We start from the raw sequence: 21,341 nt of genomic DNA on the forward strand, positions 1-21,341 counted from the left end.
TCCATGACCCACGCACTGATGGGCCGGCAGGGCCTCCTCGAAATCCTTTCGTGGGCACGTCCGCACGACAGCAGTGTCGAACGTGCATTTTGCCGCGAATTCCTCGATACCGTGCCGGGCATGAACGCCGATGCATTCGGGAACAGGTTCCTTGCGATCGGTGAGAACCCCCGCGTGATGTGGAGCTGCCATGTCGACACCGTGGCTTCGCGCGGGGGACCTCAGGAGGTCCGCATCGACGGAAAAGGGCTTGCCTGCCTGGCGCAAGGCAAATCGGGTATGTCGCTTGGCGCCGACGACGGGGCCGGGATATGGATCATGCTTGGCATGATCGCGGCGCAGCGCCCCGGTCTCTACGTTTTCCATCGCGGCGAGGAGGTGGGCTGTCTCGGCTCAAGCTGGATCAGACGCTGCAATCCCGACTTCCTTGCAGGTCTCGATGCTGCGGTCGCGTTCGATCGCGCCGGCACGGACGATGTCATAACGCACCAGAGCTTCGGGAGGACTTGCTCGGATGCTTTCGCATCAAGCCTGGCTTCGTCGCTTAACGACCTGAACGGAAGCTTCCGATACAAGCCCGACAATACCGGTGTCTTCACCGATACCAACGAGTACGCCGATATCGTCCCGGAATGCACGAACCTGTCGGTAGGCTATCATGGCCAGCACGGGCCGCGAGAAACGCTCATTGTCGGGCATTGCGAACAACTCCTCGAAGCGATGCTTTCGCTTGACGCTTCGACGCTGGCCATCGAGCGTGATCCGTCGCTTGCAGGCGTTGATCACTGGGGCTGCGTGGCGAGCTACCCGGGCGAACACGAGGACTTCGCCGAGGCAGTCGCAAGAAGTCCAACGGTAGCAGCTCGTCTGCTGATGGAATGCGGGGTAAGTCTCGATGAATTCGACTGGGCGGTGTTCCATGACGATAACACCGCTCGTTTCGGATATCGCCCGCTGAATGCCTCGTGACTTTCCCTCGAAACGGCCCTGATTGCATACCTGATTAGGTACCTGATTGCGTCGCGGCTTCGGGGCGGTGGGCATGATATCCCTCAAGCAGGACCAGGCGTTCTTCATCCCGGTGATGGGCAGGAGAGGGCGAGCAGCGGCAACTGGCTTCCCTCCTGCTCGTCGTCTTCTCCCGGAGGCGTGTGTACTTTCCTTGTGACCGGGATCGCCGATCTTGTCGCCGCGCGCGGATAAATCCGGCGGGAGGGAAGGCGGGAGGCCAGGGTTTGCGCCGGGGTAAGGTCCCGGCAGCCAATCCAGGAGATGTGCAATGTCCATTCCCGGCGACATGGCCACACTGTTCGTGGCGACCTTCAATGCGGATCTGGCCGAGCTCGGCTCATTGGCACGGGTAACTCTTCCCGATCAGGGCAAACATCCCGATACACTTGAACTGCGCTGCGGCGACGGCGCCTTGCTCGACCTGATTCCTGCCGACACGGATCCAGTGATGGCAGCCATCGCCTGCCGGCTCTACGATGAGGGGTTCAACGCGGGGCGGCGTGCTGGAGAAAACCATGCCTGGGCGTCCCTGCGCAGCCTGATCGGGGCCGCTGCGGCCGTGTCACCAAAATCGAGGTGACATGACGCAGGCCTTGTGAAGGATTGGCCGAACCACATTGCGACTTTCGGCGAGAGTTACGACGTGACCCTTGCCCCTGTACGGCCACCTCTCAGCTTTTTCTCCGTCTCGGCGGGATTTGCCGCTGGATCTGAATGTCTTCCCCTTGCTGCCTTCCGGCGGCTTCCCCGCGCCGGTGGCCCGATACGGGGCCCGATACGTGGCCTGGCACGCAGCCCGGCACGTGGCCCGGCACGTCGCATGAGGAGGGGAGGTGGATGGGGAGGGAAGAGCGGCGCGGATGGGATGTTTGTGCCCTCTAACCTGAGATGGAGATCACGATCATGACCAATCCAAGCATTGCTCCGGCGGGCCAGCCCGGAGCACCTTATCGCGTCGACATTAGCAGGGGCGAGAACATTTCGCGTGTATCGTCGGAATGGTTCGCACGTCCTGCCGATGAGCGCTTCCTTTCGCTCCGGGACCTCTATGCCAATGTCCTGGCACGGTCCGAGGCTGCGACCACCCGGATCGTCGAGAGCCGTTCGATCGAAGTCCGCGCAGAAGCGGGCGATGCCGACCGATTGACGCTGCTTGCACCGGGCTGTGCCGAACCGCTCGCTCCGACAAACTGGTCCTTCGGGCAGCTCTGCAGCCTTGTCGGCGCTCCGGGTGCCTATCTCAGGGGGCTTCCGGCAGCGCTTGCCGGGATAAACCTGCAGCACGGCCTGCTCTCGCACCGCGGCGAACATGTGAAAATGCTTGAAACGCACGATGGCCGGACCGAGCTTCGCGCTGTCACCGGTCCGGACTACGGCCGGATCTGGGACCATGAACTGGTCGCGGCAGTCATGCGCATAGCCGGTAACGGCACCGGCGACACGCAGTGGAAAGTGCCGGGCGTTCTCGACTGGTCGACGATGTCCTATAACCCTCACGTCGATGTCAGCAGCGAGACTACGACACTCTACGCCTCGGATCGCGACGTTTTCCTGTTCCTCGTCGATGACACCAACCCGATCGAGGCAGGCAAGCTGCAGAACGGGGAGCCGGACCTCTATTTCAAAGGGTTCTATTGCTGGAATAGCGAGGTCGGGTCCAAAACCCTTGGCATTGCGACTTTTTACCTTCGAGCTGTCTGTATGAACCGAAACCTCTGGGGGGTCGAGAACTTCCAGGAAATCAATATTCGCCATTCGAAGTTTGCCGCCAACCGCTTTGCCGAACAGGCGGCGCCGGCGCTGGCAAATTTCGCCAATTCATCGGCACGCGGCTTCGTGGAAGGCGTGCAGACGGCGCGCAGTCGTATTGTTGCCCGAACCGACGATGAGCGCGGCTCATTCCTTCGCGCAAGGGGGTTCTCAAAAGCCGATACCGGCAGGATCATCGCGGCTGTTCTGGAGGAGGAGGGGCACCCGGCAACCTCGCTATACGATTTCGTTCAGGGCATCACTGCCGTGGCACGCTCCAAACCCCATCAGGACGACCGTCTCGACTACGAGAGCAAGGCACGCCGGTTGCTCGAACGCGCAAGCTGACGGCCTGCCTTGCATCTCCCCGGGACGGAGAAAGCTCTCATGGACCACCATTCGGACCCGCCGAAATCCTATCGGCTTGGCTGCGCGGAATTCTACAGCGCCGAGATGCTTTTCGCGGTGGAGAGCTTCCTGATCGATGCTCCGAGCATGGCAGAAGCTATCGCCGTGGCTCGCCAATATGCGGAGCAAAGCCCGTATTTCAATCTGGGTATACCCGATCTGATCTGCCTGGTGCGCGTGCAGCGAAACCCCGCCAACTAGTCGTCATGCATGAGGGCGCGCCGCGGATCACTCTGCCGTCATAGGCCGAGAAATCAGCGGCGGAACTATTGTTTCTGGCGTAGCAAGTGAAAGTACTGACGAGCTTTCTTGAAATCGTTTGTGCGCTTGACCAATTCGCGAGCTGCTGCTCATGTTCATGGCGGGGAAATCATCGTGGGGGATTGTCATGCGTTCACTTTACACTCTTGCGAGCTTGTGTCTGGGCATCGCGCTTACCGGCAACTCTACAGCCGCAGCCCAGGAACAAGTCGCCGACGCGGCGCTTGTGCCGGAGCGATATTCGAAATGCGGCAAGGTGGCGCTCGCAGGTGAGCCCGGTACGCTTCAGTTGAACAAATGTTTTAACCCATCGGTGGGCGGATATTACGGCAGGCTCTATCTCGCGGCTCTGCCTCCTGAGTTCGAGGTGCTGACCGATGAGAAATTTCGTGAAAGCGCGGAAGGGCGAGCTTTTTGGGCCAGCGTCAGATCGCTGTTCGTCAAAAAGCAAAAGTCAGGTTCGGTCATCGCGACTTTTCAGGTGCATCAACCGGGCGAACAAGCGGTTACTATCGCTATCCTCGAACTCGCAAAGTTCAATTATGACGACGGCAAATCGTTCAAGATCAGCAAGTCGGGTTCCTACCTCAACGCATATGTCGGCCCGATCTTCTATGCGGACGCGAACACAACGGTGACCGCGTCGATCGAGTACAAGTACGACAAGAAGGTCAAGACGGACATCACGCCGTACATCACCGGGGCGATGAGCGCTCTCAGCGGTATCGGCTTTCTCGGCAAGAAGGTCGTCATACCTAGTGATGCAGCGGCGAAAGTGATGTCGTATGAAAAAGCCCTGGCCGAGCACTTCAATAGCGAGAGTACGCTCGTTTCGAACTTTTCGCTGTCGTTCGACAGCGCCGGAGGGACCAATGCCTTCAACCGCTCGCTCGATTTCAACAGGACGATCCCGAGCAAAGGTTACCTTTTTGCTGGTGTCGACCGTATTCCAAGCGTCCTCGTCGATCCGCCTGCAGCCGGGAAGCCGTTGCAATTCACAGATGGCGGATATGGCATAGGTGCAACCTCCTTCGTGCTGGAAAGGAAGGTCCAAGGTAAGCCGCTGCGGGACTATTTCATCGGTCCGATGGGCGAAGATTTTCAGAAGCTTTATCAGCAGGAGAACGCTGCGGACTTCATTGCGGCAACCGCACACCTTCGTTCGGTGGTCGACTCCGCGGACCTCGCCTTGGTCAATGCCGACAAGGTGGCGGCACTGTGGGCTATGATCGCCACCAACAAGCTGATGAAAAATCCGGACGTGAGGGCGAACTATGTGCTTCAAGCTGATGAGAAGTACATGCAGCAACTCGGTCTCGAATTGCCCGATATCTTCCATGAGTGGACGGCGTCGGACAAGGCCCTCCTTGCCGCAGGCGCGGCCGGCATGGCTTCGGCGCAGGCTTCTGTGGCAAACGCCAAGTCCGCTTACGCCCAGGCAGAGCATGCGGCGCTGCGCTACGCAATCGTGCCACTGGGCGCAGATCTAGAGCCGGCGATAGAATCCGACCAATGGTCCTATCGCGGCGAAAAGGTGCAAGCTGGCGGGGTTTTCTACGGGAGGATTGCAAATCTTGCGGGGAACGCAAAGGACAATACCTATGACGGCCAGGTTTCTTGGTCCGGCGGTATTCCCATCATGCAGGGCGTGGGACGATACACTTTCGCTAGCGGTCCGATCGCGAGCTACATCGGCGATTTCCAGGGCAACTATTTCCACGGATTCGGCCGGATGACTTGGCAGAACGGCGAATATTTCCTCGGCACCTTCGCTAACGACAAGCCCAACGGCTTCGGCGTGCTTTTTACCGCGACCGGGCGCTACTTCATCAATTACCTTGACGGAAAACCCGATGGCGCCTCGCTTTTTGTAGGCAATGACGGCACGCGCAAGCCAGGTGAATGGATCGCAGGAGCCTTTGTGAGCGTGCCCGGTTCCTAGAGGTATCGCTTCCTCGGCGCCCGGTTCGCAAGCAGAAAAGCAGCCTGTCGATAGCGTGAGGACAACCAGTGGATAACTGGCTGTCCTGTCTGGAAGCGAGGCTCGGCCCGTCTTACGAGGCGGCGCTCTTCGGGCTCTGCAAGCGGCTACGCATGCGTGCTCGATCGTGTTCTGCCTCGATTACGGAGTTCTTCATGACGGGTGCCGAGTTGGCCGAAGCACGTAAGGGCCGGGGATTGACCGAAACCGAGCTCGGCAAGGCCATCGGCTATCGGGACCCTGCGCGGGCAGTGCGCCGCCTCGAGGCCTCGGGTGCCGTCAATTCGAGGGCGCTCACCATGATCAAGGTCGTCTTCGGGACGGTCGATCAGGATAATGTGCGTGAGCGCGGATCGCGGCGGCGATCGGCGCATCCCGATCAGCTCTCGTTCGCATTCTGATCAGACCGGAACTTCGCTGGCAAAGGCTTCCAGCAGTTGGGCAAGTGGCACCGGCGGCCAGGTTATTCAGGCCGTCCGGCCACTTCCAGGTTGCCTCGTGCACTTCCTGTCCTCGTGCAGGTGCCGGTCTGCGCCCGGGCTGGCGGTCTTACGTTCGTGCCGTCTCTAGTTTTATTCCGCCTTCCGCGATGATCCCGCCCCCGAAAATGCGGTTGAGCGCATTGCGGCTTGGCTCCGCGTCATCGGCAACCCTGGTTTCGGCAAGGGGATCTATTTTTCCAGTTGATCGCGCTTGTCGTTGAGAGCTTGCAGCTGCATCCACATTGCCGCAGCCAGGACCACCAGAAGCACTTCGGTCAGCAATAGAAGACCGCCCGCTTCGTCGAATTGACATTGGGCTTTTGGCGCATGGCAGCTCCAGCACATGGCGGTGTGGGCGATAATCGACAAGGATCGCGGCGCGAGTAGTATCGCCGCTAAAATCGTTACGGCAAGGAGGGGAAGTAAGCGCCCCCACTTCATCTGCGAGACGAGTTTTTTCTCCGGAGCTCGGTTCAACTTGTCCGGCTTCACGACGGCGTCCAAAGCCTTGTTGATCTCGGGCTGCCAAAGGGCGAACACCGCCGCCAGCACCGCCATGACCAGACTCGCACCGGACAGGACATCGGACAGGGGCGCCGCGAAGCTCATGGATTTTGCACGATCCAATCGTAGGAGCCATTCGGCACCAAGTAGCCGCCCAGAACCAGCGGGTTGCGGCGGATGGGTTCTTTCGACTGGTTGGCATTCTCCAGCCTATCGTTGAGCATCTCCACAAGCACCGGATTGAGCCATGTCACCTTCCAGTCGTTCGTGGCCGGATCGTTGACGCATGCGGCAACAAAGGCCGCTGTTTCATTTCTGACGGCGCTATCCAGCTTTCGGCGGTGTTTCGCGGTCACGGACCGCAGCAGCGACCGAGCCCCCTGAGGCGCGATGTTGAATAGCCGTGCGACGCGACCGGCGTCGGGCATCCGCCCGCCCAAAGCGATCTTGATCAGACCCACCAGACGTCGTTCCCGCAAGTCCGTTGCGGTGGTAATCGGCGAATCTCCGATCATCATGTCGGCGTATTCCCGCAGTGCCGTCTTGGCATAGGCAGGAAGCACGCCTGCGAGTTGCTGCTCTGTACAGCCAATCGCTTCGGCCATCGCCGTCACTTCTTCGTCCTCGAGCGTGATGTCAAAGATGACGGGGATGGTCGGCATCTATTCTCCTCTCCACCTATCCATCCCGCTTTAGCTGGCACGGAACGATGTTCACGCGGGGACTAGCAGATTTACCGTGCCTTCGCCATCTCGTCCGCAGCACCGCGATAGCCTGGCGCGATACCTCTTGCCTGTAGCGCCGGAATTGCAGGGAGGCATTAATGCCTCATCCTCCGGTCCGCCGTGGCACCAACGCGTCCAGCCGGACGGATCCGTTCCAGTGAAGGTGCCGATGTGCATCGCCCGGCCCACGGGATGGTCGGTAGCGGGCCCAGCTGGCGAGGTCGGTGCTCGCGCCTCCTATGCGCGCGCGCAATTGACTTGGCCTTATTTCGGGCTCTCCCGGCGGATGAAGAGCTCGATTGCCGTCCAGAGCGCGCGGTATCGCTGGAAAGCGCTCTCCCGCTCGGCTAAAACTCGGGGAGAAAGGACATCGAGAGTATGGCCGGATTTGACGACTTCGAGGATCGCGATTGGCGCGAGACCCTAGCCGAACTGCGCCTTATGGTTGCCGGCGCAGGGTTTGGCGATTGGGATGCCCAGGCGGCTGCAGCGCTCGACGATGACTTCCAATCGTTTGCAAGTCCGCGAAGCCAGCTGACTACCTATGTCCGTTCCTTCGAGAGCTTCCTCAGGGTCCGCAGCGAATGGAACCTCGAGCGAATGCGTGCGCGCCTCGGGGAAATCCTGCGCGACGAGGAAGGCCGGCCCGTCACCGGCGCCATTGTCGTCGACGCTTATGGCGATCGGGCCGACGATATCCTCGATGGACGGATCAGCGATGGTCTACTCGAGGTTGTTACCGCTTTTTCGAACGCGCTGGCCGGCGAGACGGGCTACTTCAATGGCGAGGAGAATGAAGAATGAGCCTCCCGCCAGCAAAACCGAAACGTCCGCTCACTCCTGCCGCGGCGTTGAAGCGGCTGAAGGCGGCCTTTCGTACCGAACTTGGCATAGGGTCCCGGACGGCTGCCGACCTGCTTGCGGGGGCAAGGCTCTACGACAAGGCGTATGAACTGTCGTGTCTCATCGAGACGATGCAGCACCTGAAAAGTTGCGGCTCCTCCGTTTCGTTCACGCTGATCGGAGGCTGCAAGCCGAAGTTTCGCGGGAAGGGCGGCGACATTCAGCGCGGCGTGTGGCCATTCATCGAGATGTACGACGGGAGCACGGTCGTCGCCGAGATTTGGGTGGACATCGAATGCCTGGCGCTCAGCGCCTGGGTCGACGGCAAGGCTGCCGGCAATCCTCCTTTTGGGCGGGCTCACGAACTCGACGTCATCGTCGTCGAACCCGGCGCAAGCGGCAAGCCTGAGCCTGGCGCGCTCAAGGTCGGCATTGAAGCCAAGCACCGTCCGTTCAACAAGGCGCTCCTCAAGGAATTGCTCGGAGTTCGCAGGGAGACGGCATTCAAGTCCGATGATGGGCCCAACCCCTTTGCCTGGTGGCAACCCGGCCGGGAACTACCGGCCGAACCGCCATCGGGGATCGTGCTGTTTTGCTCCGATGTAGGCGCTCTCAATTATGTGGATCCCGCCGAATTCTGGGGGCTTGAAATGATCCATCATGTCTTCTGAACGCCCGGACCAGCACGCCTGGCGATCGCACCTTCGCCAGGATGTGATGGTCGTGCCCCAATCCTCGTCGCATCTGAAATGAGGATTGGGCCTGTATTGGTTCCGGGGTATCAGCCCTTTGGCGCGATGATGACCCGGACCTTGAGATTGCCGCCATGCGTCTCGAGGTCGCGCTCGATCCCGGCGGGATTTCCAATGCGCCCTTCGGGATCGTAGACAAAGCAGACCAGCGTCTTGCAATCCGGATGCAAGTCGTAGCGCGCCCGGTCGATGATCAGCTGAGCTCCCAGCTCCTTTGTCTTCATCGACGGGCGGGTCTTCTTGACCTCGATAACGATCTGCTCGGCCTTTAGCAGAAAATCGACGCGCGAGCATCCTCCGGCGTAGCTCGGCGTCCATTCTTCTGCCCGGATATCGTCGAAATGCAGGCGCAGAAACGCGTGCAAGAGATCCTGCACATCGTATTCGTCGTTGATTTCGAGGCTGTCTCGATCGCTGTGACGCTGCTGCAACTGGCGTGCCGCACGGTGAAAGCGCAGGCACAGCTTCTCGATGAGATCGAGGTGATCGGGTTTGTTCTCTGCTGCTTTGGCTGGCAGCCCGAACTCTTCAATCTCCAGAACCATGGATTCGAGTACAGCAGCCGCGTTCGTTAGGCCTAGGCGGTAGGCTTTCTTGAAAACGGAATTCGGAGAGTCGTCTCGATAGGATTCCGGAAAATATTGAATGCGCCTGAAGTCGCGGAGGTGCCGATCTTCGTTTCCAAATATCCGCTCGATGGAAACTTCTGTGTCACGGCGCCACTTGGTGAACTCCGGACTGGTGTCATCGACCCGACCAAGCGCTTCTGTCGCGATTTTTTGTCGCCGTAGAATAGCGATCGACTGATCTTTGTTCATTCAGGTCGACTGGCACAATTGGGCAGCTCCAGCCAGCCAAATCGATCCTCGTGGACGCGTTTCCATGGTGCAACCGCGAGCCCCCTGTGGTTACCCATCGCATCGGACTATTGGTGTGGAGTCTGCATTCCCACCGTCCCGGGACCATGAAGTGCATCGTTTGGGTGAACCCGCGCAAACCGCTGGAGGCGGCCTGCGCGGGTTCGCTCAATGGTCTGGCTGGCGTCAGCCGGCCGTGGATGCCTTTTCCACTTCGGCCGGCACCACGGCAGGAGCACCTTCTACCGGCGTCTTGGCTTCCGGCTCAGCCTTTGCTGCGGGCTTGGCCGGCTTGGCGGCGCCGCTCCTGGCCGGGCGCGCCTTGGCCGTAGCAGGCTTTGCCGCCTTGGCGGCGGGAGCCTTTGCGGCTTGCGCCTTGGGCTGCGGCGAGGACGAGGCTTCGCCGTCTGCCGAAGGTACCTTGATGCCCAGCTTCTTGCGGTCCTTCGCGGCGGCCGGGGCGGGCACCGCCGGGCTCGACTGCACCGCCGGTGCCCCGCTGCTCGCCGGGCGCGCCATGCGCCGTCCGCTGGACTTGTCGGAAGACTTGCTCGGGGACTTGGTCGAAGGCTTGCCGCCAGACTTGGCCCCAGACTTGGCCCCAGACTTGGCCCCAGACTTGGCCCCGGACTGGGTCGCTGCCTTGGGCCTTACCGGGGCCTTGCCGGCAGCCGCATCGACCGTGGCAGTCTCAGTGACGGGCGCCGCATTGGCAACCGGGGCTGCGACAGGCTTTGCGGCCGGCTTGGACGCTGCCGACTTTGCTGCTGCGGGCTTTGTCGGTGCCGATTTAGCCGGTGCGGGCTTGGCGCTCTTGGCGGGAGCCTTGCCCTGTGCCTTCGCGGTCACCGGTTTGGCTGTGCCGGCTTCTGCTGCCGGCGCGGCCGCTGCCGCCTTCGGCGCAGCGGCAGGCTTCGCGGCGGCTGCCTTGGACCCTGCCTTGGGTGTTGCTACCTTGGTTGGTGCGGCGGCGGCAGGTGCTGCGCTCTTGCGTCCGCCCAGACCGTTTTCCTTGGCAAACTTGCGGCGCTGCTCGGAGTAGCTCTGCGACACCAGCGGGTAATCTGCCGGCAACTTGTAGCGGGCGCGGTACTCTTCGGGCGTGAGGCCCTTGTTGGAGAGATGACGCTTCAGCGCCTTGTAGGGCTTGCCGTCGATCATGCTCAGGATGTGATCGGGCGAGGCAAGACTGTCCTCGATCGATACGGCCGGCTTGTGCTCGAGGGCCTTTGCTTCGGCTTCTGCCTTTGCTGCCGCTTCGCCGGCAAGCGCCGCGCGGGTGGACTCGATAAGAGCTGGGAGCGCATCGCTGGGAACAGAATTGTTGGCAACATAGGCGCTCAGCAATTCTACGGTAAGGCGTGCCAGTTCTGGCTGCTCGGTCTCGGACATGGGGAATTTCCCTTTTCTGGGCAGGATAGTGGTGCGCTTGTCGGCTCAATGGACCGCCATGTAAAGCGTCATATAGTCTACAGTTCCCGATTGGTTGCCATTATCACGCCGGCGCGGTCGTTGCGGGGAAACACTGCTTCGACTGGGCGTTCGACACCTTCCTCTGTTGTTTCGTTGCGGTAACGACAGAGTAGTGGGGAGGCGACAGGGCGGATGCCCGCAGTGCGGGCACCGCGCTCTATCGGCGCGATGCTTTCGCATCGCTTCGACCAAGCTTTGGCTGCGCCAAATCTTGTCCCTCCGGGTCACGATCGCTTCCGCATGCGTGGGGACAGGTCTCGCTGTCACGCGCGCTCGTTTTGGAGTGCGCGGAGGAGCAGCAAAGCGCGGTGCCGGGCGCGCTGCACGCGGGGCACAGCGGGCGCGGCGAGGGTGGGCCTGGGAGAAGAGGGGGACCTTTGAAGGTGTCGTTTCGAGTGTTTCGAAAGCGGCGACACGTCAAAGGAGAATTGAGATGAATATTGGTGAATTCCAACTGCGCAATGGTCGTCTCATGGGTTCGATTGCGACCCGGACCATCGATCTGCCCCACCTGGGCCTGCGTCCCGTCGAAAGCCAGAACGATCGTGCGCCGGTCTTCGAGATCGTCGCGCTCAATGTCGGCAATCGCTGGGTCCAGATCGGGGCGCTGTGGGAAGCCGTCGCGCGCAATAGCACCGGCGAAGCCTTCCTCCAGGGCTCGATCGATGATCCCAGCCTTCCCGAACCCCTGCCGATCGCACTGTTCGGCAGCGAGCAGGAAGGGCTTCGCGTCGCATGGCGCCGGCCCCAGCGGCGCGACGACTTCGGTCCCGCGATCCGCTCCGGTCGGCGCGAATATGAAGGTGGGAACGACGAGGGTCCGATGGGAGCCGGTCCCGGAGGCGGCTTCGGCGATAGCACCGCCGATGAAGCGGGGTCGCTCTCGGGCGGACTGGCAGGCGAGCTCGACGACGAGATCGCCTTCTGAAGTCCTTCCGAACTGCCGGGGGGCGTAAATGCGTCCCCCGGTTTTACCCTATTCAATGCGGGAGACGCATCATGTCCCGTCCTTCTTCTATCGATCGCTTTGCTGACCTCAAAACCCTCTATGCCGAAATGACCGCGACACCGGAGTTCCGTGCGGCCTTCGGCGATCCGATGCCGCTCACCATCTGCGAACCGGGAGCAGCTGCGGCCGAGCACGAAATGCCCGAGCCGCTGGCCGCGCAAGCGGACTGCGGCGGGGTCATCGCAGCGATCTTCGATCTCTTCACCGGCACCCGTCTCGAACCGCTTGCTCCCGAGATCGCATGGGGCTTCGTCAACTCGTTCCACTTCGTTGCCGGAAAGCTCGAGCGGCGCGAGGATGCCCTCGCCGACGAGATCGGCGAGATGGCCCGCTCCCCCGACATGAGCGAGGTCTTCACCGGCCAGCTCGAGGAGAAGCAGCTGCTTTGCCGCTCGACCGCCGAGCAGCGCGAGGCGGTCGAATGCATGCGCGACTATGCCGCCGAGATGTACCGGGCACTGTCGGGCTGGCCGTGGTCGCCAGCGCGCGGCAGCAGGGTCTCGCCGGCCTCCTCGGCAAGTCAGATCACCGCGCAGGACTTCCTGCGCCAGCGGGCATTGGCGGCGCGGGAACGTCACTTGCCGCAGGGACCGATCGTGGTCTTCTCGGGCCCTGCGCAGTGGGATGACTGGACGCCGATCTGGGAACGGCTCGACCAGATCCGAACCCGCGTTCCGACCATGACGCTGGTGACTACCGGGCAGCGCAAGGGCGCTGATGCGATCGCTGCGGCATGGGCGGCGCGGCCCGAGATCGCGGTGCCAGTGGTTGCCTATGGGCTCTATGGCACAGGGCGCAAGGTTGCCTTCACACGTAACCGCAAGCTGGTGGAGTTGAGGCCGGTCGAGGCGGTCCTTTGCGAAGGGTCGGGGCTGCAGGCCAACCTCTACCAGCTTCTGCGCAAGGCCGGGGTACCGATCCATGCTTTCCGCAAGACGGAGCAGGCCGGCGCCCTCGGGGCGCCGCGCATTCAACGTCCCAGACTTCACGTCGCTGCCTGAAGGGAGACGAGCCATGGCCATTCCACGCGCCTTCCGCCGCAATTTCGAAACCCTGCGCCGTGCGGCGCGCGAGGGCAATCTCGCGCTCCTCGAATGCACCTGCGCCCACACCGGAGATCGGCGCTACGTCATCTGCGCCGTGGGACATGACGAGAAGGGCTTCGTCTTCACGCCCTTCGGACATCTCCACGACGGCAATCCCTTCGAGGCCTATATCCCGCCTGCGTCCTGAGCCCTCGGAGCAATTGCGAGACCTGGTGCATCCGCTTCCAAAGGGAAGCGGATGCGCTGTTCCCTGTTGTGCTCGGACGATGACTTCTGCCCTGCCGAAATGGCCCTTTGGGGGCATCGAGCCCCCTTCGGGCCAGCTCTCCCATCTCTCTCAGGTCCTCCAAGTCTGGCACGGGGCCGCTGCGGCCTCAAGGACGACGGGGCCCCACCATTTTGCTTCGCAAAATCGTTGCCCCCATCGCCGCTGACGCGGTCACGGGGCTAAAGCCCCGCGATCCTTGACCCCGCAGCTCGAAGCCCGTGCCGGTGAACGGACCTCTTCAAGAAAAGGAGGTTACGATGACCAAGGCTTTAAGGATTTCCCGCAGCTTCACCGAGATTGCCGATCTGATTGCCGAGAACGAGGGACAGATCGCTGACAGCTTCGCCGCCGCCTTTGCAGATGGGGGATGCGAAGTTCGGCTTGCCGCAAGCGACGAATGCGTGAGCGCCGAAATGCCCGATCCGCGCGAGGTGCAACTGGCGATCGAGATGATGGTGACGACGCTTTTCGACGTGCTGCGCGATACCCGCCTCGAGCCGCTTGGCGAGCGCATTGCATGGGGCGTCGTGCAGAGCTTCCACAAGGTCGCGGGCGGGCTCGAGGGAGAGGCGGATCACGCGGCAAGGAAGCTCGGCGATCTCGTGCGCGAAAACGACGGCAGCGAGGTCGCGAATGCCGGGATCGAGGAGGCGCAGACGCTCTGCCACGGTCTCGACGAGGCGGTGGAAGCGATGGCCTGCATGCGCGATCACGCAGCGCAGATGTTTCACGCCGAGACCGGTCATCCGTGGTCTTCCCCACGCGCCACGCTGACGTCGGGTAAGCGCACGGCGTCTGTTATTGCCGCCGCCGACTTCCTTGCCGCCCGGCGCGCGAAGCGGATCGAGGCACAGGCACCGAGCGGACCGATCGTGCTCTTCTCGGGAGGTCAGATCTGGGAAGACCACGCCCGGATCTGGGGGGAACTCGACGCGATCCGCGCCCGCATTCCCGCGATGGTTCTGGCCACCACCGCGCAGGACAAGGGCTGCGATGCGATAGCGGCGGCATGGGCGGCGCGCTCGGGGATCAAGCTCGTGACGTTCACGCTCGACCGCAGGTTGGGCAAGCGCGCGGGCTTTGCGCGCAACGAGGCGATGATGCGGCTCAGGCCCGTGGAAGCGGTGGTCTGCGAAGGCTCGGGGCTGCAGTCGCACCTTGCGCGGCTGGTGCGGGACGGCGGCGTGCCCGCGCACTTCATCGCGCAGGATGCGAGCAGGACGCGCCACCGCGTGTGACAGGCCGATGCAGGAAGCCGGCGAGGGCGAGGGGCCTTCGCCGGCTTCTTTTTTTTGCGAGAGGCTGGAAGATCGCCGGGCTCAGGGACCCGTCAGAGGACGGGCCCGTCGCCCGGCGATGCGGCGCCTTGGCCAGGCGCCGGCCTCCTGCGCGCGGCTCCGCCGTGCTCGTCGCCGGGACGCCGTTCCGGCGCAGTTTGAAGTTTGGTGGTGACAGAGATCTGTGACTTGAGCGCGGAAACTGCAAACGGACCGCCCAGCTTGATGGCATGCGTCACCACATCCCTGAACTCACGCTCCGACAAGTGCTCGACGGGAAGGTCAGCGCAGATCAGACCGTAGCTTTGCCGGAGGGTGCGGCGCACACTCTCGGCTTCTTCGGCGAGCTTCTTCTGGTCGCTCTCGATCTTGCTGAGACGTTCGCGTGTCGACATTTTGGGCATTGGTAATCTCCTCGAAAAAGAGGAGGCCTGCCCGCCGCTGTGAGCATCTCGCGTCGGAGTGCGCCGTGCAAGAGGGATTTGTTGCGGGCCTGTGGCCCGCGAAGAACAAGAGATCCCCTCCCGGGGAGCCCCGCGCCTTCCGGCACGAGGCAGCGCAGCGGGCAGGCCGCTGCGTAGAAGCGACGCACGCCGCAGGGGCGTTTGTAATGCACCGTACGCACGGGTGCTGCGGCGGGAATCGCTCATGTTTCCGGAGGGTTGCACCGTCGCATATGGTCTGACGGCAGGTCACAGAATGTCCGGTCTGTCGGACACGGGGGTTGCCGGGGCAATCCAAGTGGTTGATCTCGCTTGGCACCGATCGTCGCACGTGTCCGACACGTCAAAACCTTGAGAAATCCGTGGTTTTCTGCTACCAAGGTAAGGCTTCACCACGTGCCGGCGCAGCATGGACCTGCGCATGGCAAGAATTACCATCCGTCTCTCCGACGAGCTATTCGAGCGCCTGCTCGATCAGGCAGCCACTCTTGGCACCACTCCATCGGGCTATATTCGCGATGTCCTCGAGCGCTTCGAGGGCAACGATCCCACCGGCTATCACGCCCGTTTCGACGAACTTCACGCGACCGCGATCCAGACGCTGGCGATCCTGGCGAAGTCCGTCGGTGCCCGCGCGCCGAACCTCCTCGAGGAAGGGCTGGGAGATGCCCGCCGTCTCCTGCGTGACAGGGGGCTGCTCGATCCCGAGCAGGACCGTTCGTGAGCATCTTTCGGCATGACACGCTCGGGTCCTGGACCCGGGGCGGGCAGGCCACCGTCCATAACGTTCGCATGACCACACAGGTCTTCTATCAGACCTGCCTTGCCGGGCTGGTCGTCTGGATCGGCGGGATCGTGTGGTATGCGCTCGAACGCTCCAGCGCGTACGAGCGCTTTGTCCTTGCCAAGGTCGGACAGGCTCTCGTGATGGGAGATACGGTTCCGGGTAATGCCACCCCCATCCTGTTCCACACCGAAAGCGGTGAGCCCTACTGGACGACACCGGCGCGGCTCATGGACGCCGAGGTTGCCAGGGACACGTTGCGGGCTTTCGAAGGATACCTCCTTCACGGGGCTGCCATCTCCGGCGTCTTTGCCCTCGGCATGCTGCTCTGGGCATGGTTCTACTTCACCCGAACGGGGAGGGGGCTGGGTTCCAACCAGTTCCTGCGAGGGGCACAGTTCGGCACCATCAGGCAGGTGCGCCGGGCGCTCTGGGCGCAGGCGCGGGGCAGCTTCGAAATCGGCGGTGTGCGTGTGCCCGATGCCTTCGAGCCGGAGCACATCCTGATCTGCGGGGCGCCCGGGACCGGAAAGACCAACATCATCGTCAAGATGCTGGCGGGGATCCGTACGGCCGGTCGCCGGGCGATCGTCTACGACACGGCAGGCACATTCGTGGAGAAGTTCTACCGGCCCGGGATCGACGTCCTGCTGAACCCGCTGGACGTGCGATCGGACCGATGGTCGCCCTGGGTCGATGTTCCGCGCGATTACCACTACGACCAGATCGCCGAGTCCACGATCCCCGATAAGTCAGGCGATCCGTTCTGGGCCAAGGCCGCGCGTGGCACTCTGGTTGCGGTCATGCGCAAGCTCGCGCGGCAGGAGCGGACGCTCGTCTCGATCCTCCTCGATACCCTCCTGCGCTCGAAACTGAAGGACCTTGCGGCCTTCGCTGCCGGTACCGACGCCGCCGCCTTCATTTCCACTGAAGGAGAGCGAACCTCGGCCGGCATCCAGGCCGAGCTGGCTTCGGTGCTGCGCAGCTTCTCCTACCTCGACGATACTGCCGATGGCCTCTCGATCCGCGATTGGGTGGCGAACGAGAAGGACGACAGCTGGCTCTTCATCAGCGTGAAGGCAGATCAGCTGCCATCGCTGCGTCCCCTGATCACGGTGTGGCTGGATATCGCTATCAGTGCGATCATGAGCTTGGCGCCAGATCGCAATCGCCGGCTCTATTGCGTCATCGACGAGCTTCCCTCGCTGCACAAGCTACCCTCGCTCTCGGATTTCCTGGCCCGCGCACGGAAGTACGGCGGCTGCGGGGTGCTGGGGTACCAGAGCTACCCGCAGCTGGAGGCGACCTATGGCATTCAGGACGCAGCTGCGATTACCGGGTACTGCTCGACCTGGGTCGCGCTGAGGGCGAACGACACGCCGACCGCCAAGCATGTCAGCGAGAACCTCGGGCAGGTAGAGCAGGTCGAAGCCAACGAGGGCATGTCCTACGGCGTCAACGACATGCGCGACGGCGTGAACCTGTCGCGGATGCAGGTCACCCGGCCATTGGTCATGCATACCGAAGTGACGAACCTGCCCAACTTGGTGGGGTATCTGCGCTTCGGGCGAGATCTTCCGGTGGTGCGCTTCGAGGACAGCTTCCACAAAGTTCCGTCAGTCGCCTTTGCCTTCGAGGAAAAGCTCGACCCGCCGTTGCGGCTGGCGGTTCAAGAGGAGCCTTTGGCTCCCGACCTTGTGGCTCCTGAAGTGCCGTTACCTCCGAAACGCGGCTCAGCAAAACGTCGCCAGAGTTCGACTGTCGATGCCGCCGCCTCACCGATGTTGCCCCTTGATGTGGTCGCGGCGCCTCAATCCGAGCAGCCCTCCCAAGGTGGCAACCGGGAAGCGGAGCCCGCTCCGGCGGAGAGCGCTACACAGGCCCTCATCCTTCTCGGCAAGCCGGCAGACTTCCGTCTTCATCAGCACGGTCGGCGCACCGGCACGCGTGATGCTGCGAGGCCGGCATGATCCATCCCCGCCGCCTCAAGGGTACGCCGAAGAACCTCGCGCGCTACTACGCTGTCGGGGATTACTACACGAAAGGGGAGGGTGAGCATTCGCAGTGGGGCGGGCTGATCGCCGATGAGCTTGGTCTCTCCGGCAAGGTGGATCCTGCTGTGATGCGTGATCTGCTGGCGGGCAAGATCGGCGATGTGCAACTGGGGCGCCGAAAACGCGACGGTACCATCGAGCATCATCCCGGCTGGGACTTTGCGGTCAATGCGCCGAAGTCTGTTTCGATCACGGCGCTTGTCATGGGGGATGAGAGGATCGTTGCCGCTCATGAGGCGGCGGTGACCGAGGCCTTGGGTTACCTCGAGGAGCACGCAACCCTACGCCGCCGCAGCGACGGGGAGGTGGTCCACGAGAGCACGGGGCGCCTCGTCTATGCCCGTTTCACGGAGCATGCCTCTCGTGAGCTTGACCCCCACCTCCATACCCATGTGGTCATCATGAATATTACGAACAGGGGGGCAGGGGAGCAGATGGTAAGCCTCGAAACACGGGCGATGTACGCCGAGCAGATGGTTGCCGGGCAGATCTATCGTAATGAGCTCGCTCACCGGATCCGAGAGCTCGGCTATGATGTTGATTTCGATCCCAGGCGAGGGCTGTTCGAGATCCGCGGAGTCCCCAAGGATCTGGTGAATGAGATGTCGCAGCGCGCCGAGCAGATCGAGGCTCATGCGAAGGAGCATGGGCTCGAAGGCCAGGCTGCACGGCGCAAATCGTTTTACGAAACCCGCGGGGCAAAGGCGCGCGCAACCCTTGAGGATCTTCGAGGCCAATGGAGCGCACGCCTCGGAACATACCGGGAGGTGCTCGAGGGGGTTAAGGAGACAGCCGAAGGGCGTGGCCCACGCACGTTGGAGCCATCCCCTGCTGTCTCGGCCCGCGCCATGTTGTTCGGCTTGCGCCATTCCGAAGGCAGGGAAGCGGTCAACAACCTCGGACAGCTCTTGCGGGCGGGGCTCGCCTCGCACCTAGGGGAAGTTCGCCTTTCCGATATCCGGCCTCTTGCCGAGGAGCACGAGGGGCGGCGCAAGCTGCTGAAGGCGCAGCAGCCCACAGGCGATCTGGTGCTGACCCGTGGGCGCACGACGCGCAGGACCGCTCGCCTTGAGCTGGCCCTATCCGATCACCTGGCTCTGGCCTTGAACGATGCCTCCCCGCTAGCGCAGGACGCCCGGCTGGTCGAAGCGGGCGTAGAACACGGCCTCACCCCGGCGCAGCAGGCAGGCCTGCTCCATCTTGGCACAAGCCCGGATCGCCTAGTCGGTGTCCATGGCGTCGCCGGCGCCGGTAAGTCGACACTCGTGGGAGCGCTCCGCCGGGCCAGCGACGAGCGATTCGCCATGATCGCCCTGGCCCCAACCTCGTCCGCGGCGGCCGAACTTGGTGGGCGGGCCGGGATCGAGAGCCGTACCGTCGCCAGTCTTCTCGCGCGGGGAGGGCGAGGGCTGGACGAGAACTCGGTGCTCATCCTCGATGAGGCCGGGCAGCTTGGCAACCGGCAAGCCATACGCCTGCTGGAACTGAGCCGGCTTTCGGGCGCGCGGCTCATCATGCTTGGCGACAATCGTCAGACGGGTGCCATCGAGCAGGGCAAGCCTTTCTGGCTGATGCAGCAGCTGGGCTTGTCGCGGGTCGATCTCATGCAGTCCGTCCGCCAGGAAACCAGGGCGATGAAAGCCGCGGTCGCGCTCGCTCGTAGCGGCGACTACGCCGGGTCGCTTGCTAATCTCGACAAGGTCCTCACGCAGGAGAAACCCGAGGAACTCGCGCAAAGTCTGGTTCGGGAATGGACGAGGCTCAAACCCGAAACCCGAACCACTACCAACATCCTGGTGCTGGATAACGCTACGCGGCTAATCGTGAACACGAAGGTGCGCGAGGCGCTTCGGACCGAGGGAGCGATCGGCGCGGAGGATGCGCGTCTTTCGGTGCTGACGCCGGCCGGGCTGTCCGATGCGGAGAAGCGCTATGCCCGGTTCTACAGCCGCGGGCAGGTTCTGACATTTTCGCGCGGCGATGCCCGCCTGGGAATTGCCCACGATGGTGAATACCGCGTCGTCCGAATGGTCATGGATGATTACGACCGGCAAGTGCTGGAACTTGCCGACGAGCATGGCCGTATCGTTCGCTGGAGTCCGCGCCTCGGCAAGCCGCAGCGGGTCAACGTGTTCAATGTGGAGGACCGGGAGCTAACGCGCGGTGATCGTATCCAGTGGCGCCTGGTGAACCACGATCTCGACATCAAGAATGCCGAGCGGGGAACGGTCGAGACGCTAGAAGGCAGCCGGGCAACGATCCGATGGGATCGGGATGGCAGGCGCCAGTCGATCGACCTAGCCCAACACAAGACGTGGGACCACGGGTACGCGGAGACCATTTATGCGGCCCAGTCGAAGACCTATGACAGGGTCTACGTGTTGGCGCCACTTGGCTCGCCGCTGGTGAACGGCAAGAACTACTACACCGCGATTACCCGGGCGCGCTTCGGCGTGAAACTCTGGACCCAGGATCGGGACAAGCTCGCCGAGTTGCTGACCGTGAGGTCGGGTGAAAAGACCTCCGCCCTGGAGGGGCTGGGCCGCGTCGAGCGCGACAGCCTGAAGGGCAGGGCGCCGCGCCATTCGGAGCGATGGGAGCGCATGAGACAGGAACAGGCAGCGGATCGCCGCCAGCGCGCGCTACGCCTCGCTGCGCAAAGGGGCTCGGCAGGCCAGGGCGCGCGTGGCGGCCTTGCTGCGGGCCTCGCCGAGCGCGGCAGATACGCTGCGGCCTTCCTCGACGCTTGGCTCCAATCGATCTTCACCCAGGGGCGCCCGGCAGATTTCGGCGCCGGCACGCAGGCCCGATCAGACAAAGCAATCGAACCCGCCCCCAACAAGAACGGAGAGCGCCGTGATCGGTAAATCTGCCAAATTGGCATTCGCCCCATTGCTTTTTGCCGCGGCCATATTTCCAGGTGGCACCGAGGCGCGTGCGGTCGTGAACCTGGAGCAGGAAGCCCTGATCGGTCGATGCATTCACGAGGCGGCGTCGGGGCGCGCGTGGTTGGAGCGGACGCTCTGGGGCCTGCGTGATCAAGAAGCAGGGTGGATCGGCGCGGAGGTTGCGAACACTAATGGGACCCATGATCTTGGCCCGATGCAGATCAATACCTGGTGGCTTTCAAAACTCTCTGCTCTCATCAGCAAGCCTCCCGAGATCGTAAGGATCTGGCTCATCCACGATGCCTGCTTCAATGTTCAAATGGCGCGCTGGATATTTCTGACTGAGCTCAGCGCAAATCGCGATTATTGGAGGGCAATTGGCGCGTATCACAGTCCGACCGATTGGAGGCGCCGCGACTATGCGCTCTCGGTCTCTAAAAAGCTGAAAGCGCGGTTCGGTACGAATTGACGAGTGTTAACTCCCTTTCGTTTGGATCACTGTTATGGTCTCATGGCAGGGCTGGTG

At 62.5% G+C, this 21,341-nt stretch carries 21 protein-coding genes; 16 read left to right on the forward strand and 5 right to left on the reverse strand.

Going from position 1 to position 21,341, the window contains the following annotated elements; translation table 11 throughout:
- The first annotated feature begins 3 nt into the window (after positions 1-3).
- From CA833_RS21790 to CA833_RS21815, 6 genes are all read left to right on the forward strand, one after another.
- On the forward strand, positions 4-969 hold the full coding sequence (locus tag CA833_RS21790; protein WP_207081177.1) for a hypothetical protein: 966 nt from the start codon (positions 4-6) through the stop codon (positions 967-969).
- A gap of 310 nt (positions 970-1,279) precedes the next feature.
- On the forward strand, positions 1,280-1,591 hold the full coding sequence (locus CA833_RS21795; RefSeq protein WP_207081178.1) for a hypothetical protein: 312 nt from the start codon (positions 1,280-1,282) through the stop codon (positions 1,589-1,591).
- A gap of 323 nt (positions 1,592-1,914) precedes the next feature.
- Complete coding sequence (locus tag CA833_RS21800) at positions 1,915-3,108, forward strand: DUF932 domain-containing protein (protein ID WP_207081179.1); 1,194 nt, start codon at positions 1,915-1,917, stop codon at positions 3,106-3,108.
- Between the two features lie 39 nt (positions 3,109-3,147).
- A complete protein-coding gene (locus CA833_RS21805) occupies positions 3,148-3,369 on the forward strand; it encodes a hypothetical protein (protein ID WP_207081180.1) in 222 nt (73 codons plus the stop codon).
- Between the two features lie 187 nt (positions 3,370-3,556).
- Positions 3,557-5,371: a hypothetical protein gene (locus tag CA833_RS21810; protein WP_207081181.1), complete on the forward strand. Its 1,815-nt coding sequence runs from the start codon at positions 3,557-3,559 to the stop codon at positions 5,369-5,371.
- A gap of 68 nt (positions 5,372-5,439) precedes the next feature.
- Positions 5,440-5,811, forward strand: a complete 372-nt coding sequence (locus CA833_RS21815) for a hypothetical protein (RefSeq protein WP_207081182.1) — start codon at positions 5,440-5,442, stop codon at positions 5,809-5,811.
- A gap of 270 nt (positions 5,812-6,081) precedes the next feature.
- Here CA833_RS21815 and CA833_RS21820 read toward each other — a convergent pair whose 3' ends face one another.
- Together CA833_RS21820 and CA833_RS21825 are read right to left on the reverse strand one after the other, a co-directional pair.
- Entirely contained in the window at positions 6,082-6,501 is a 420-nt protein-coding gene (locus tag CA833_RS21820; protein WP_207081183.1) for a hypothetical protein, read from the reverse strand.
- Positions 6,498-7,058, reverse strand: coding sequence for a hypothetical protein (locus CA833_RS21825; RefSeq protein ID WP_207081184.1), 561 nt, complete (start codon positions 7,056-7,058; stop codon positions 6,498-6,500). Before CA833_RS21825 ends, CA833_RS21820 begins: the two co-directional genes overlap by 4 nt.
- Before the next feature lie 441 nt (positions 7,059-7,499).
- Between CA833_RS21825 and CA833_RS21830 the strand changes: the two genes are divergently transcribed.
- Both CA833_RS21830 and CA833_RS21835 read left to right on the forward strand, forming a co-directional pair.
- Complete coding sequence (locus tag CA833_RS21830) at positions 7,500-7,925, forward strand: hypothetical protein (protein WP_207081185.1); 426 nt, start codon at positions 7,500-7,502, stop codon at positions 7,923-7,925.
- Positions 7,922-8,635, forward strand: coding sequence for a hypothetical protein (locus CA833_RS21835; RefSeq protein WP_207081186.1), 714 nt, complete (start codon positions 7,922-7,924; stop codon positions 8,633-8,635). Before CA833_RS21830 ends, CA833_RS21835 begins: the two co-directional genes overlap by 4 nt.
- A 110-nt stretch (positions 8,636-8,745) precedes the next feature.
- Here the strand turns inward: CA833_RS21835 and CA833_RS21840 are convergent, their stop codons facing one another.
- Together CA833_RS21840 and CA833_RS21845 are read right to left on the reverse strand one after the other, a co-directional pair.
- Positions 8,746-9,534, reverse strand: coding sequence for a hypothetical protein (locus CA833_RS21840; RefSeq protein WP_207081187.1), 789 nt, complete (start codon positions 9,532-9,534; stop codon positions 8,746-8,748).
- A 225-nt stretch (positions 9,535-9,759) separates the two neighbouring features.
- Positions 9,760-10,965 carry a MucR family transcriptional regulator gene (locus tag CA833_RS21845; protein WP_207081188.1) on the reverse strand — a complete coding sequence of 402 codons (1,206 nt, stop codon included), beginning with the start codon at positions 10,963-10,965 and terminating at the stop codon, positions 9,760-9,762.
- A 514-nt stretch (positions 10,966-11,479) separates the two neighbouring features.
- Between CA833_RS21845 and CA833_RS21850 the strand changes: the two genes are divergently transcribed.
- The 4 genes from CA833_RS21850 to CA833_RS21865 all read left to right on the forward strand — a co-directional run bounded on the left by CA833_RS21850 (position 11,480) and on the right by CA833_RS21865 (position 14,607).
- Positions 11,480-11,974: a DUF736 domain-containing protein gene (locus CA833_RS21850; RefSeq protein ID WP_207081189.1), complete on the forward strand. Its 495-nt coding sequence runs from the start codon at positions 11,480-11,482 to the stop codon at positions 11,972-11,974.
- Positions 11,975-12,045: 71 nt separating this feature from the next.
- Positions 12,046-13,056 (forward strand): SLOG family protein, encoded by a 1,011-nt coding sequence (locus CA833_RS21855; protein ID WP_207081190.1) that lies wholly within the window; start codon positions 12,046-12,048, stop codon positions 13,054-13,056.
- Between the two features lie 13 nt (positions 13,057-13,069).
- A complete protein-coding gene (locus CA833_RS21860) occupies positions 13,070-13,288 on the forward strand; it encodes a DUF6117 family protein (RefSeq protein ID WP_207081191.1) in 219 nt (72 codons plus the stop codon).
- A gap of 338 nt (positions 13,289-13,626) precedes the next feature.
- Entirely contained in the window at positions 13,627-14,607 is a 981-nt protein-coding gene (locus tag CA833_RS21865; RefSeq protein WP_207081192.1) for a DUF2493 domain-containing protein, read from the forward strand.
- 92 nt (positions 14,608-14,699) lie between these two features.
- Here the strand turns inward: CA833_RS21865 and CA833_RS21870 are convergent, their stop codons facing one another.
- On the reverse strand, positions 14,700-15,050 hold the full coding sequence (locus CA833_RS21870) for a hypothetical protein (RefSeq protein WP_207081193.1): 351 nt from the start codon (positions 15,048-15,050) through the stop codon (positions 14,700-14,702).
- Between the two features lie 460 nt (positions 15,051-15,510).
- Here CA833_RS21870 and CA833_RS21875 point away from each other — a divergent pair, with 460 nt between their 5' ends.
- From CA833_RS21875 to CA833_RS21890, 4 genes are read left to right on the forward strand one after another with little or no spacing between them, the layout of a single operon-like run.
- A complete protein-coding gene (locus tag CA833_RS21875) occupies positions 15,511-15,813 on the forward strand; it encodes a hypothetical protein (RefSeq protein ID WP_207081194.1) in 303 nt (100 codons plus the stop codon).
- Positions 15,810-17,843 carry a type IV secretion system DNA-binding domain-containing protein gene (locus CA833_RS21880; RefSeq protein ID WP_207081195.1) on the forward strand — a complete coding sequence of 678 codons (2,034 nt, stop codon included), beginning with the start codon at positions 15,810-15,812 and terminating at the stop codon, positions 17,841-17,843. The genes CA833_RS21875 and CA833_RS21880 overlap by 4 nt, the downstream gene beginning before the upstream one ends.
- Positions 17,840-20,794, forward strand: a complete 2,955-nt coding sequence (gene mobF, locus CA833_RS21885) for a MobF family relaxase (protein WP_207081196.1) — start codon at positions 17,840-17,842, stop codon at positions 20,792-20,794. Before CA833_RS21880 ends, mobF begins: the two co-directional genes overlap by 4 nt.
- Positions 20,784-21,284, forward strand: a complete 501-nt coding sequence (locus CA833_RS21890; protein ID WP_242526602.1) for a lytic transglycosylase domain-containing protein — start codon at positions 20,784-20,786, stop codon at positions 21,282-21,284. Before mobF ends, CA833_RS21890 begins: the two co-directional genes overlap by 11 nt.
- Positions 21,285-21,341: the final 57 nt, after the last annotated feature.

The sequence above is a fragment of the Novosphingobium sp. KA1 genome (assembly GCF_017309955.1).
Classification (GTDB): Bacteria; Pseudomonadota; Alphaproteobacteria; order Sphingomonadales; family Sphingomonadaceae; genus Novosphingobium.

Coding starts and splice junctions, on each gene's coding strand:
- CA833_RS21790 (WP_207081177.1), top strand. CDS start 4: ATGACCCACGCACTGATGGGCCGGCAGGGCCTCCTCGAAATCCTTTCG.
- CA833_RS21795 (WP_207081178.1), top strand. CDS start 1,280: ATGTCCATTCCCGGCGACATGGCCACACTGTTCGTGGCGACCTTCAAT.
- CA833_RS21800 (WP_207081179.1), top strand. CDS start 1,915: ATGACCAATCCAAGCATTGCTCCGGCGGGCCAGCCCGGAGCACCTTAT.
- CA833_RS21805 (WP_207081180.1), top strand. CDS start 3,148: ATGGACCACCATTCGGACCCGCCGAAATCCTATCGGCTTGGCTGCGCG.
- CA833_RS21810 (WP_207081181.1), top strand. CDS start 3,557: ATGCGTTCACTTTACACTCTTGCGAGCTTGTGTCTGGGCATCGCGCTT.
- CA833_RS21820 (WP_207081183.1), bottom strand. CDS start 6,501: ATGAGCTTCGCGGCGCCCCTGTCCGATGTCCTGTCCGGTGCGAGTCTG.
- CA833_RS21825 (WP_207081184.1), bottom strand. CDS start 7,058: ATGCCGACCATCCCCGTCATCTTTGACATCACGCTCGAGGACGAAGAA.
- CA833_RS21830 (WP_207081185.1), top strand. CDS start 7,500: ATGGCCGGATTTGACGACTTCGAGGATCGCGATTGGCGCGAGACCCTA.
- CA833_RS21835 (WP_207081186.1), top strand. CDS start 7,922: ATGAGCCTCCCGCCAGCAAAACCGAAACGTCCGCTCACTCCTGCCGCG.
- CA833_RS21840 (WP_207081187.1), bottom strand. CDS start 9,534: ATGAACAAAGATCAGTCGATCGCTATTCTACGGCGACAAAAAATCGCG.
- CA833_RS21845 (WP_207081188.1), bottom strand. CDS start 10,965: ATGTCCGAGACCGAGCAGCCAGAACTGGCACGCCTTACCGTAGAATTG.
- CA833_RS21850 (WP_207081189.1), top strand. CDS start 11,480: ATGAATATTGGTGAATTCCAACTGCGCAATGGTCGTCTCATGGGTTCG.
- CA833_RS21855 (WP_207081190.1), top strand. CDS start 12,046: ATGTCCCGTCCTTCTTCTATCGATCGCTTTGCTGACCTCAAAACCCTC.
- CA833_RS21860 (WP_207081191.1), top strand. CDS start 13,070: ATGGCCATTCCACGCGCCTTCCGCCGCAATTTCGAAACCCTGCGCCGT.
- CA833_RS21865 (WP_207081192.1), top strand. CDS start 13,627: ATGACCAAGGCTTTAAGGATTTCCCGCAGCTTCACCGAGATTGCCGAT.
- CA833_RS21870 (WP_207081193.1), bottom strand. CDS start 15,050: ATGCCCAAAATGTCGACACGCGAACGTCTCAGCAAGATCGAGAGCGAC.
- CA833_RS21875 (WP_207081194.1), top strand. CDS start 15,511: ATGGCAAGAATTACCATCCGTCTCTCCGACGAGCTATTCGAGCGCCTG.
- mobF (WP_207081196.1), top strand. CDS start 17,840: ATGATCCATCCCCGCCGCCTCAAGGGTACGCCGAAGAACCTCGCGCGC.